Here is a 12,487-nt window from a genome sequence, read left to right on the forward strand (position 1 = left end):
GGTCAGTCGATGATCTGCCCCGGCAGTTCGCGCGGCGCGTCGGCCGCGCCGGACACGGCCTGCAGGAGCTGCGGCGAGGCGTCGATGCGCAGGTAGACGCGGGCCTGGCGGAAGCCGGCAGCGACCAGCCGGGGCTGCAGTTCCTGCCATTGCCCGGGGCTGTAGGAACTGCGGAAATCGGCCATGCCGAAGGCGTGGCTGCCACCGGCGAAATCCTGCAGCAGGCGCGCCATGCCGTCCTTGCCGCGATACAGCAGCACCAGCCGCGGGCTGTCGCCGACGACCGGTGCCGGCGGCGCGGGAGCGGCGGGCGTGTCGGCGGCAGCGGGGATCGCGTCGGGCAGCGTCGGCAGCGGCGGCAGGGCGATGCGGATGCGCGCCTCGGCGCAGGTCTGCGCCGACCATTGCGGCTGCATCTGCGCATCGCTGAGCGATTCGCCGCGGCTGCCGATGCTGCTGGTCTGCCCGCCGCAGGCCAGTTCGAAGACGGTGCCCTGCGCCCCTTCCTCCAGGGGCGACAGGTCCGATGGACTGTCCAGGGTGAAGGTGCCGGCCGGCACCGGCGCGTCGCTGGGCGGGCCGGCCTGGCCGGAGGCGATCAGGGCGACGAAGGCCGGAGCCAGCGGCATCGTCACGCCGGCCACGCTGACCGGGGTGCGCTCGCGTTCGCTGACGAAGGGCTTGAGCCAGTCGCCGACGAAGGCTTCGAGCTTGCCATGCGGCCCCAGCAGGGCGCCCTGGCGGGCCTCCGGCGGCAAGGCGGCCAGCGGTTGGAAGACGGTTTCCTGCCAGCGCTGCTGCAGGGTCCGGGCGGCCATCGTCGCCGTCGCCTGCCACAACAGGCGCGCCGGTCCGCGTGCGATCGCCCAGGCCGCCTGGTCCTGCGGGCTGAAGTTCTCGCCGTGGCCTTCCGGCGGCTTGTCGGTGGCGGCGAGCAGGCGCGCGTAGTCGTCGGCCGGCGGCTTGTCGCTGTTGCCGTGGCCGGCGAACAGCTCGCTGGCGATATGCCAGGCATCCTGCCCGGCGCCGGGGCCCTGCAGGCGCAGCCAGGCCTGGGCGAACGCCGGCGCCTGCGGGGCCAGCATCTGCAGCCGGGTGGCGCGCAGCGCCGGCACCCACGGCGGCGGTTCGATGCGGGTGCGCCACAGGGCGAGACTGTCGCCGATGAAGCCGGACAGGGGCCGCCACGAGGTCAGCCAGCGCGATTTCATCTGCGCCCAGCACTGGCTCCAGCGCAGGCCCACGGGCAGCGCCAGCGGCAGTCCGTAGACCTGTTCGTCCAGGCGGGCGAAGTACAGGGCATAGGGGTTGTCGTTGCCGGCGGCGCGCTTGAGCAGATCGTCCTCGCGCCCCTTCCACAGCGCCAGGCCGTCGCCGAAATGCGCCTGCAGGCCGCCCCAGGCGGCGAAGTAGTCGGTGAAGTACTGCCCGCGCAGCGCGTCTATGCGTTCCCGCGCCACGCCGGCGTCGGGCAGGGTGTCGAGAAAGGGCTCCACCACGTTCTCCCAGGCCGGCCGGGTGTAGGCCGCCGGTATCGCGGGCAGTGCGGTATCGGTGCCGACCAGGGCGCCGGCGGGCAGCCACCAGTCGGCCAGGGTGAAGCCGCCGCCGCGCGCCTGCGACCAGCTCTTCAACTGGCCGGGGGCGACGGCCTGCGTCGACTGCATCAGCCGGGCGAGCTGGCCGCGCAGGCGGTCGCGCTCATCGTCCAGCGTCTTTTTTTTTTGCCAGCGCAGATAGCCCAGGTAGGCGCCGAACAGCGCCATGCCGTTGTCGTGGTCGCGCGCGGTGTCGTGGTCGGCGCTGACGAACGGGGCGAACAGGCGCGAGCGCGCGTCGAAGGCGAGGTTCCCGCCGGCCTCGTGCTGCAGGCACCAGCGGCTGGAACCGCGGCAGTGTTCCAGCATGCGCAGGCGCTGGGCGATGGCCAGCGCGTGTTCCAGGCCGGCTTGGCCCTGTTCGATGTCCTGGCCCAGCATCTGGTCGTAGGGCGCCAGGATCAGGTTGGCGAAATCCTCGGTGACGCGCTGGCGGAGCGTGCCGATGTCGCGGTCGGCGCGGCGGATGCCGAAACCGAGCAGGGTCTTGTCGGCCGCGGATTCGAGCTGCTCGATGGTGCGTCCGCAGCTGGCCACCCATTCGATGCGGGCATTGCCCAGCCGGTCTTCCATCTCCCGGCAGGCGCTGTGGGTGCTGGCCAGCAGGCGGGTGTCGTCGCGGCGCGCGGTGGACAGGCCGTAGGCGAGGTACACGCTGAATCCCAGCAGCGCGGCCACGCCGGCCGAGGCCACCGCCATGCGTCCGGCATTGCCGCGCAGCGAGCTGCCGGCCAGCGGCTGGTCGCCCGGCAGGAAGCGGGTGAACAGGTCGGCCACGAATGCGCCGCCGGGGTTGGCGCTGTCGGCGCTGCCGGCGAAGTAGAGCCCGCGCCAGCTGGGCGTGCGCTGGAACGTGTTGTCTTCCAGCAGCAGGGTGACCAGCAGGTTCAGGCCGGAAGAGGCGCGGCGGATGGCGTCGAAGAACTCGAAGATGCCGCGCCGCTGCGCCGGGGTGGACTGGCCGCGCAGGGCGGTCAGGCCCAGGGCGTGCAGGCGGTCGAGCAGCGGGGTCAGCAGGCCGGGCAGGGCGTTGGCGTTCGCGCCTGCCGGTTCCAGCACATGGCCCAGCGCCTGGGCGAAGGCCTCGGCGGGCAGGGTGGCGCGCAGTTGCGGATAGCCGCGCAGGCGTTCCAGCCCGGTGACGGCGATATAGACCGGCACCCGCACCTGCAGGTGTTCCATGGCTTCGTCCACCAGCCGGCGCAGGCGCGTGGCGGTGGACTTGAGCGCATCGGCCGGGCCGAGCAGCGACTGGATCGACACCGCCAGCACGATGCCGTTGAGCGGCAGTTGCGCGCGCTCGCCGGCCAGCTGCATCAACGCCTGGTACCACAGCCCGCGTTCCAGCCGCGCGCCCGGTTCGCAGACGATGCGCGGATGCATCTGGATGGCGATCAGGTTCTTGAAGAACCACCACTGCCACACCGCTCCGGGGTCCGCCGCCGGTGCGGGGAACGGCGAGACGTCGGCGGCCGCGCGCAGCAGGCCGGAGGTGTCGGCGTCGTCGTCGCCGATCACCAGCATCCATGGCACCCGGTACAGCGGGTCGCGGCCCTTGTCCATTTCCGGCGAGCGGGCGATGGTGCGCTTGGCCTCGGCGATGGCGGCCTGCATCCGCGCCAGCGGTTCGCGTTCGTCGTCGGCATTGCCGGGGCCGAGATCGCCGATGCGCTTGCGCGCGCGTCCCTGCAGGGAGAAGCGGCGCCGGCCGGCGGCGAACCACCAGATCAGTGCGGCGGCGATCAGGCAGATGCCCAGCAGCTGCCAGAACCGCGCCGGCAGCTGCGGCAGCAGCTGGACCAGCACGAGGGTGCCGCCAACCAGCACGGCCAGCGCCAGCATGGCCAGCAGCAAGCGCGGCAGCCACGGCTTTTTCGCGCCCGCGGCGGCGCCATCGGCCAGCGGCTTGGCGCGGCGGAACAGGGCGAGCAGCGGAGCGAGCGGATTGGGCAGGTTCATGGCGCGGGCTCCGTCTGCATGAACATGTAGTCGGCGCTCATCGCACGGGCGTCGCCGTGGGCCTTGAGCATCTGCTCCAGCCGCGGCAGGTAGTCGCGGGCCGGTTCGATCATTTCGGTCGGCGCCTGTTCCGGCGCATACAGCGGCGTGGGCGAGGAAATCACCAGGATCAGCTCCTGCCCATAGGGCGCGGACACCTCCCACGCCACCGCGCCGCCGACATCGAACGGGGTGCCGGCGGGCACCAGGCCACGGTCGCCTTCGCGCGCGTTCGGATACATGTGCGCCACCTGGCCGTTGACGGTGAAGTAGTCCACGTACAGGTAGCCGTCGGCATTGCCCTGCACCAGGCGGGCGGTGACATTCTCGCCATCGGTGAAGCGCGCGGTGTGGCCGGCGCTCGGGGTGACCGACAGGCCGCTCTTCAGGTCGTGGTTGCGCGCGTACAGCGGCTTGACGATGCGCGTCACCTCGCAGTGCGGCCAGATGCGCAGCTGCACGTCGAAGCCGGCATCGCGCACGCCCTTGACCGCCGCGACCCGCTCCTTGAGCGCGGCCAGGTCCTCGGCGCGCGAGACATGGCCGGTCACCCGCGTCCGCCCGTCCCCGGCCACCGTCGCCGACAGGTCAGAGCAGGGGAAACCGGCGATCTGCCGGTCGACCAGCTCCTGCACGGTCGGGCCTTCCACCCTGGGCGCGGCGACCAGCAGATAGCCCAGGTAGAGCAGCGGGATCAGCAGCGCCACTACCAGACCAGCCTTCAGCAGCAGGCCGTCCCATTGCCGCGGATAGCGGGGGCCGGCAGGCGCCTGGCTGGCGTAGGGCTGCGGCGTGATCCGTTCCTCGCGCAGGGTGTGGATCGGGGCCGGCGGCACCGGCAGCTGGCGGGCATGCAGTTCCTTCAAGCGGCCCAGTTCGCCGCTGTCGCCGTTCTCGTAGTAGTACTGGCCGACGAAACCCAGCAGCAGGGTCTGGTAGAAGACCTCGCGCACTTCGTCCTGTTCGGCCTTGAGGTTGGACAGGTGGGTGAAGAACTCGTTGCCGGCGTTGTTGGTGTTGAACAGGGTGATCTGCAGCGGGGTGATGTGCGCGGTCAGCCAGGCCGGGTTGCGGGCCATGATCTCGTCGAACCAGGCGACCACCGCGAAGCTGGCTTCCTCGATCTGTTCCGGGCGCTTGCCGCCGGCGCTGGCCGAGCCGCGCGCGCGCTCCAGCAGGTCGCGCGCGTGCTCGATGATCGCCTGCGGCTGCTCGTCGGCGGCATTGGCCGCGATCTTCTCCTCCAGCGCCAGACCGAAGGAGAACAGCGGGGCGAAATGATGGACGAGGCGGGCCACGGTTCAGCGCCCCCCGCCGTGCGCGCGGGTGTTCATTCGTCGGCTCCCACCGGGAACAGCTTGATGACGGTGTCTTCCGGCGACAGGTCGGAGAACACCGCCAGGTTGCGCGCGTTCCTGATCATCTGCCAGAACGGGTGCGTGGTATCGACCTGGAAGTAGGTGGTGTTGGGCGTCTTCTGCGGCAGCTCTTCCGGCGGCACCGGCAGCAGGTCGATCTTCAGGCCGAACAGTGCGGCCTGCAGCAGGCGCGGCATCTCGTCCATCGAGGCGATCTTGGCGGTGCGCGACAGGCGGGTGAAGAGTTCCTGCCCGCGCACGTCCGATTCGATCGTCAGGTAGAAGCGGGTCTTGTCCGACTCGAACAGCGACGCCGGCAGGTCCGCCTTGTAGAAGCGGCCGTCCCAGGCCAGGGTGATGCCGACCTCGGCGCCGACGGTCAACGCCTTGATCAGCGCCTCGGCGCGCTCGAAGGCGAGGCGGAAGCAGCGCCGCAGGTCTTCGTGGTCGTAGTCCGGCAAGGCGGTTTCGATCGGGTTGGACGCCAGCCCGCCGAAATAGCCGATGTCCTCGGAGAATACCGAGAACTCGGCCACCAGCGTGCGCAGTTGCTGGTACAGCGGATAGGCCGGCACGCTGCCCAGGCGCACATGTTCGTCCAGCACCGGCATCCAGCGGGCGAAGGTCTGCATCATCAGCACGCGCATCACTTCCTGCGCGCTGGTGGAAGCGGCGCGGATGCCGCGCTGGCGCTTGCTGGCGGCGAAATCCTGCCCGCGCGACACCAGCAGGTCGCGCAGTGCGCGGGTCCAGCGCGACAGGTTGGTCGATGCGTCCAGGGCCAGCAGCGGCGGCACGTAGTCCTGCGACAGGCGGAACTTGCCCGGCGACAACGGCATTATCTCGGCGAACCGGTAGGCATCCCCCGAGCGCACCAGCACCTGCGCGTTCTCGTCCAGCGAGGTGACGATGCCCGGCTGGTACAGCAGGAAATCCACGTCCACCGCCGGCGCCGCCGGGTCGTAGGGATCGGCGATGCTGTCGCTGCCCAGCGCGTGGCGTTCGCCCAGGCGCCCGCCGTTGCCCATGCCCTGCAGCGTGCGTTCGCGGTTGAGCACCAGCCACAGGCCGATCGGGTTGGCGTCGCGCGGGACCAGCTCGGCCAGCGACCGCTGCGGTATGCGGGCGTTGCCGGTGGCCACCGCCGAACCGCCGTGCAGGCGTTCGCCGTCGCGGGTATGCAGCAGCAGCTGCTCGATGTCCACGATGCCCTCGCCCAGCGCGGCCTCGCGCAGCTGCAGGCGTTCGAAGCCCCAGGGGTGCGGCGACAGGCGCGCATGCAGGTGCTGGCGCATCGCCAGATGCCAGGCGTCCTGCGCCTGCAGGTGCTGCGGGCTGAGGAATGCGCCCTGGCCCCAGAAGACCTGGCGTTCGCCGGGCGTGGCCGGGGTGATGGTCGTGCTCACAGGGGTTGCGCCTCCACGCGATAGCCGGCGCGCAGCAGGGCGGCCAGCAGTCCGTCATAGCCGGGCAGGTGGATCGCGCCCACCGCGACCAGGCTTCCGCCTTGCGCCAGCACCTGCAGCAGCCGCGGCAGCCACTGCGCATTGCGCTGCTCGATCAGGCAGCGGCGGGCGCGCAGTTCGATGGCCCGGGCGCTGTCGCCGAGGCCGGACATGCGGTCCACATCCGCCAGCCAGGCCCAAAGGTCGCCGCGGTGGTAGAAGACGAGCGCGCGCGCCGACTCGTCCTGCATCTGCGAGGGCGCGCGCAGGCGTTCGGCGAGTACCTGCGCCTGTTCCTGCGACGACACGCAGTCCAGCGCCCGCAACTGCGCCGGCATGTCCTCCAGGTGCACCAGCGGCAGGCCGCCGGCGGCGGCCAGGTGCTGCACGCGCACGTCCATGGTGTCCTCGCCGACGCGTTCGCCGCGCGCTTCCAGCAGCGCCAGCACCAGCCACGGCTTCATCCGCGCCAGGGTGTCCGGCGCGATCTCCGGCAGCAGCTCATGCGCGCGGGCCAGCCCCTCGGGCCCGATCAGGGAGGTCAGCGACTGTTCCGGCGGCAGCCAGCGGTAGGCGTCCAGCACCGCATCGATGGGCGTGTCGACGTCCACTTCGTTGACCACGGTGGAGGCGGCGTCCACCAGCCGCTGCAGGCGTGCGCCGTCGATGCCGTGTTCGGTCTCGCTGCCGAAGTGGATGGTGCCCAGGATCCAGTTGGCACGACCCTGCGCGGGGGAGGCGTCGGCAGCGGTCGCGGTGACGGCATCCGCTGCCGGCGCGGCGCTGCCGGTGTCGTTGCCGATGTCTGCGGCGATGTCTGTGGCGGCGGCCGGCGGCGTGACCCGGAACAGAACGCCGTACCAGGGCAGGGTGCCGGCGGGCGAGGGCAAGGGCGGTGGCGGCAGCGGCGTGCGGGGCCTGCCGGGCGCCTGCTCCGACCCAGCGGCGGCCGCGCCCGTCGCGCTGTCCCGTGCCGCCGGCGCGGCCATGACATGCGCGCCCATTGCCGGCAGCAGGCAGGCAAGCGCAAGAGTCGTCAGGAGGCGGGGCGGGAGGTTCATGGCAACCGGGCTGGCCGCATGTCGCGGGACGCTGCATCTTTCCTGCTGGCCGATGCCGGCGGCCATATCGCCTGAGGACTAGGCCATCCGGCCTGTATCGGCTATTGCCCAGGCAGGGGCGGCGGACTATGGTCGTGCCCGTTCACTGCATGGCACGCGGCCGGACCCGCGCCGGCATCCCGCCGCACCCCGGGGACAGGATTCCATGAAGGTTTTGATTGCCGACGACCACCTCCTCATCGTCGAGGGCGTGAAAGCCAAATTGATGGAGCTTGGTGGCGATATCGAGTGCGTGGTCGCCATGGACATGGACGGTCTGGCGCGGGCGACGGCCAGCGTCGAACAGCTGGACCTGGCGCTGCTGGACATCGCCATTCCCGGCGCGGTCGGCTACCAGCACATCGCGCAGATGCGCCAGCGCCTGCCGGACACGCCGGTGATCGTGCTGTCCGGCTCCGAGGACCTGGACCTGATCCGCGTCCTGCTGGAACTGGGCGTCAACGGCTTCATCCCCAAGGCCTATTCGCCGGAAGTGATGCTGTCGGCGATCCGCCTGGTGCTCTCCGGCGGCGTCTATGTGCCGCCGATGCTGCTGGCCGGCGTGCAGGCGCGTGGCTGGACGCCGCCGGCAGCGATGGCGCCGGCGGTGGAAGCCGGCCATTCGCTCGATTCGCTGCGCAGCATCCTGACCGGCCGCCAGATCGACGTGATGATGCTGCTGTCGCAGGGCAAGCCGAACAAGCTGATCGCCCGCGACCTGGGCATCAGCGAAGGCACGGTCAAGATCCATCTGGCGGCGATCTTCCGCGCGCTCAACGTGCGCAACCGGGTGGAGGCGGTGGTGGCCTCCCGGCGCATGGTGGAGTCCTGAACGCGGATGGCGGCGTGACGCGGCGACAGGGCGTGCCCATAATGGCGTCCCTCCGGGGTCCCCGAACGGTCACGGCCATGGATGCCATGTCGCGTCGCGCGCTTATCCGCCTTGCCCTGCTGGCCAGCCTGGGGGCGGGCATCCTGTCCGCGTCCGGCCAGAACAGCGGCGCGCCGCCCCTGCGCTTCGGCATCCTGCCTACCGGCGGTCCGGCCGAATCCAGCGAGGACTGGCAGCCGGTGCTGGACGATATGTCCAAAGCATTGAAGCGCCCGGTGATCGGCGTGTCGGTCAGCACCTATGAAGGCATGTACCGCGCGGTGCTGGACAGGCGCGTGGACGTGGCTTTTCTTTCCGGCAAGCTGGCGCTGGACAGCGTGCTGGCCGGCAAGGCCAACGTGACCGTGCAGCTGGCGCGGCTGGATGGCGCGCCCGGTTACCGCGCGGTGCTGCTGGCGCACAAGGACGGGCCGATCCCCAATCTGGAGACGGTGTTTTCGGGCAGCAAGCGCTGGAGCTATGCGCGTGGCGAAGCGGTGTCCGTGTCCGGCTACCTGGCCCCGGAGGCGCAGCTGTTCGCCCGCCGCGGGGTGAATTCGGATTCCTACTTCAAGAGCGTGAAGGTGGACAACCACCAGAACAACGCGCTGGCCGTGGCCAACGGCGAAGTGGACCTGTGCAGCAACAATTCCGCCGACATGGAACGGTTCGCGAAAAGGTTCCCGCGGCAGAACGCGCAGCTGCGGGTGCTGTGGACCTCGGCGGTGATCCCGCATGCGGTACTGGTGACCGCACGCGACCTGCCGGACGCGGACAAGGAACAGGTGCGGCGTTTCCTGCTGGACTATGCGCGCGGCCGCAGCGCGCAGGCGGCCGCGCAGCTCGAGCACCTGCAGCGCGTGCACAAGCTGGCCGGTTTCATCGCCGCCAACGACAGCGTGCTGCTGCCGTTCGCGCAGATCGAGCACTCGCTGGAGCTGCGGCGCACCCGCGACGGCCGCTGGGTGGACGAAGCGGCGCGGCAGGCGCGCATCGACCGGGTCAACGCCGAATTCGCCGAAAGGAAGGCGATCCTGGAAGCGGGCGGCAGGCGCACCGCGCCACGCTGAGCGGCTGCCGGCCGGCCCGCTGGCGGCATGGCCTATCCCATCCGGCGAATGGGCGGGCTCCGTCCTCCTGCCTAGGCTTGGCCCATCTTCAGGCATAGGCCGGGGCCACCGGACAGGTAGCCATGCTCGACGAGTTGCTGCCCTATTACGAGAACGAACTCACCTACCTGCGCCGGCTCTCGCGCGAGTTCGCCGGGCGCTACCCGAAGATCGCCGCGCAGCTGATGCTGGAAGGCGAGGTCTGCGAGGACCCGCACGTCGAGCGGATGATCGAGTCGTTCGCCTTTCTCTCCGCGCGCATCCACAAGAAGCTGGACGACGAATTCCCGCAGGTCACCGAGGCGCTGCTGTCGGTGCTGTATCCGCACTTCCTGCGGCCGGTGCCGTCGATGTCGATCGCGCAGCTGCATCCGGCGCCGGGGGTGGAACTGACCACCATGCAGGAAGTGCCGCGCGACACCCTGCTGCTGACCCGCCCGGTGCAGGGGATGCCGGTGCGCTACCGCACCGCTTATCCGGTGCAGGTGTGGCCGATACAGGTGGCCGATGCGAAGCTGGAAGCGGCCGAACGCTCGGCCTTCGCGCTGGGCGCGGCGAGCCGGGTGGCGACGCTGCGCATCGCCCTGCGCGCCAGCGGCAGCGAACCGCTGGCGAAACTGTCGCTGCGCAGCCTGCGTTTCCACATCGATGGCGAAAGCCCGCTGGCGCACGCGCTGCACGAGATCGTGCTCAACGCCACCGAAGCGGTGTCGCTGCGCGATCCGCACAGCGGGCGCAGCGTGGCCTTGCCGGCGGCGGCGCTGCGGGCGGTGGGCTTCGACGAGGACGAAGGGCTGCTCGACTACGACGCGCGCTCCTTCCTCGGTTACCGCCTGATCCAGGAATACTTCGCGCTGCCCGAGAAATTCCTGTTCTTCCAGGTCGATGGGCTGGACCTGTCCGGCTTCGGCCAGCAGGCCGAACTGGTGCTGGAGATCGGCGCGTTCGGCCGGCCCGAGCGCCTGGCGCGGCTGGAACAGGCGGTCACCGCCGATACCTTCAGGCTCAACTGCACGCCCATCGTCAACCTGTTCAAGCAGCAGGCCGAGCCCATCCGGCTGACCCAGGAGCGCCACGAATACCCGGTGATTCCCGATGCGCGCCGCCCGCTGGGACTGGAGGTGTACTCGGTGGATTCGGTACGGCGCCTCACCCGCCAGGGCGACACCGGCAAGGTCACCGAGTTCGAGCCGTTCTACTCGGTGCGCCACGGCCTGCACGACGACCCGGACGCCTGTCACTGGTACGGGCAGCGGCAGCCTTCGCTGCGCGCCGACGACGAAGGCACCGAACTGTCGATCAGCCTGGTCGACCGCAACATGGACCCCACCGTGCCGGCGGTGGAAACGCTGTCGCTGTCGCTGACCTGCACCAACCGCGACCTGCCGTCGCAGCTGCCGTTCGGCGGCGAGGAGAGCGTGCTGCAGGTCGAGCGCGGCGGCGCCATCGGCCAGGCGCGCCTGTTGAAGAAGCCCACGCCGACCTGGCGCGCGCCGATGCGGCTGGCCAACCAGTGGCGGCTGATCTCCCACCTGGCGCTCAACCACCTGTCGATCGTCGAAGGCGGGCGCGACGCGCTGCTGGAGATCCTGAGCCTGTACAACTACGCCGATTCGGCCAGCCTGCGCAAACAGATCGCCGGCATCGTCCAGGTGCGCAGCACGCCCTCGCTGACCGCCATCGGCATGCCGCCGCGCCGCGCCTTCGTGCGCGGCACCGACATCGAGATCGACTTCGACGAAAGCCAGTACGTCGGCAGCGGCATCTACGTGCTGGCGCGGGTGCTGGACGTGTTCTTCGGCCTGTACTGCACCGCCAACTCCTATACGCGGCTGACCGTGCGCTCGCTGCAGCGCGAAGGCGAGCTGGCCCGCTTCCCGCCGCGCGCGGGGGCATGGCCGCTGGTGTGAGCATGGACGGCGCGCTCCCCGCCGCGACGGGCCTGGCCGATGGGCAGCAGACCCTGCCCGGCCAGGCCGCGGCCGCGCCGCTGCAGCGGCTGCAGGCCGATCCGCTGGCATTCGGGTTTTTCCAGGCGGTACGCATCCTGTATGCCAGCGCCGGTTTCGACGGGCGCGGCGGCGGTGGCCGGCCCGGACCGGTGCGGTTCGCCACGCCGGCCTCGCTGTCCTTCCCGGTGGCCGAACTGGCATCACTGGAACAGGAAGGCGGGGACTGGCGGATGGGGGTCAATTTCCTCGGGCTGACCGGCCCCAGCGGCGTGCTGCCGCGCCACTACACCGAGCACCTGATCGAGCTGAAGCAGCGCCGCGAGCGCGCCACCCAGGATTTCCTGGACCTGTTCAACCAGCGCGCGTTGTCGTTGTTCTGGCAGGCCTGGGGCAAGTACCGCCCGGAGATAGGCCGCGAATTCGGCTTCCGCAACGCGCCCCTGCGCTACGTGCATCACCTGGTCGGCCTGGGCACGCCGGCCCTGCAGGCACGGCTGGAAGAGGGCGCCGCGCCGGCGGCGGAGAAAGGAGCGGGCCGGCGCGCGCTGCCCTCGGCGGCCATCGGCTATTTCGCCGGGCTGATCTCGCAGCGGCCCCACGGCGCGGGGGCGCTGTCGCAGGTGATCGGGCAGTGCGTGGGCGCGCCGGTGACGGTGGAGAGCTGTCCGGGGACCTGGCAGCCGGCGCCGGCGCGCGACCGCATCCGCCTCGGGGCGCGCCAGCGCCTGGGCGAAGGCGTGCTCGGTCCGCGCTACTGGGATCGCCAGATCACCCTGCGCCTGCGGGTCGGGCCGTTGGACCGCCCGCGCTTCCGGGCCCTGCTGCCCGACCAGAAGCTGCTGGCCGACATCGCCGAGCTGGCGCGCTTCCTCACCGGCCTGTCGATGGACCTGCGCATCGGCCTGCTGCTGCGCGAGGACGAAGTGCCGCCATTGGCGCTGGGTGGCGCCGGCCCCGACCGCCCGCGGCTGGGCTGGAACACCTGGCTGCGCGGCCAGCGCCACGGCCGCCCGGCCGACGAATGCGAATTCCATTTCACGCAATGAGAGGCCCGTC

At 70.8% G+C, this 12,487-nt stretch carries 8 protein-coding genes; 4 read left to right on the forward strand and 4 right to left on the reverse strand.

Going from position 1 to position 12,487, the window contains the following annotated elements; all coding sequences use genetic code 11:
* Positions 1-2 precede the first annotated feature (2 nt).
* Genes QMX80_RS00700 through QMX80_RS00715 form a run of 4 tightly spaced genes read right to left on the reverse strand, consistent with a single transcriptional unit; the run spans position 3 to position 7,289 of the window.
* Positions 3-3,557, reverse strand: coding sequence for a type VI secretion system protein (locus QMX80_RS00700; RefSeq protein ID WP_282274602.1), 3,555 nt, complete (start codon positions 3,555-3,557; stop codon positions 3-5).
* Complete coding sequence (locus tag QMX80_RS00705; RefSeq protein ID WP_282274603.1) at positions 3,554-4,894, reverse strand: DotU family type IV/VI secretion system protein; 1,341 nt, start codon at positions 4,892-4,894, stop codon at positions 3,554-3,556. Before QMX80_RS00705 ends, QMX80_RS00700 begins: the two co-directional genes overlap by 4 nt.
* Before the next feature lie 32 nt (positions 4,895-4,926).
* Entirely contained in the window at positions 4,927-6,360 is a 1,434-nt protein-coding gene (gene tssK / locus QMX80_RS00710) for a type VI secretion system baseplate subunit TssK (protein WP_282274605.1), read from the reverse strand.
* Positions 6,357-7,289, reverse strand: a complete 933-nt coding sequence (locus QMX80_RS00715) for a TraB/GumN family protein (RefSeq protein ID WP_282274607.1) — start codon at positions 7,287-7,289, stop codon at positions 6,357-6,359. The genes tssK and QMX80_RS00715 overlap by 4 nt, the downstream gene beginning before the upstream one ends.
* A 376-nt stretch (positions 7,290-7,665) precedes the next feature.
* Here QMX80_RS00715 and QMX80_RS00720 point away from each other — a divergent pair, with 376 nt between their 5' ends.
* The 4 genes from QMX80_RS00720 (at position 7,666) to tssG (ending at position 12,477) form a co-directional block, all read left to right on the forward strand.
* A complete protein-coding gene (locus QMX80_RS00720; protein WP_282274608.1) occupies positions 7,666-8,331 on the forward strand; it encodes a response regulator transcription factor in 666 nt (221 codons plus the stop codon).
* Positions 8,332-8,408: 77 nt separating this feature from the next.
* Positions 8,409-9,440, forward strand: a complete 1,032-nt coding sequence (gene phnD, locus QMX80_RS00725; RefSeq protein WP_273080042.1) for a phosphate/phosphite/phosphonate ABC transporter substrate-binding protein — start codon at positions 8,409-8,411, stop codon at positions 9,438-9,440.
* A gap of 122 nt (positions 9,441-9,562) precedes the next feature.
* The gene (gene tssF, locus QMX80_RS00730; protein ID WP_282274610.1) at positions 9,563-11,389 is read left to right on the forward strand and encodes a type VI secretion system baseplate subunit TssF; all 1,827 of its coding nucleotides are present in this window, start codon (positions 9,563-9,565) and stop codon (positions 11,387-11,389) included.
* Positions 11,390-11,391: 2 nt separating this feature from the next.
* Positions 11,392-12,477, forward strand: a complete 1,086-nt coding sequence (tssG, locus tag QMX80_RS00735; RefSeq protein ID WP_282274611.1) for a type VI secretion system baseplate subunit TssG — start codon at positions 11,392-11,394, stop codon at positions 12,475-12,477.
* Positions 12,478-12,487 lie beyond the last annotated feature (10 nt).

Origin of the sequence: Stenotrophomonas sp. PS02297, from assembly GCF_029959705.1 — a bacterium.
Lineage (GTDB): Bacteria > Pseudomonadota > Gammaproteobacteria > Xanthomonadales > Xanthomonadaceae > Stenotrophomonas > Stenotrophomonas nitritireducens.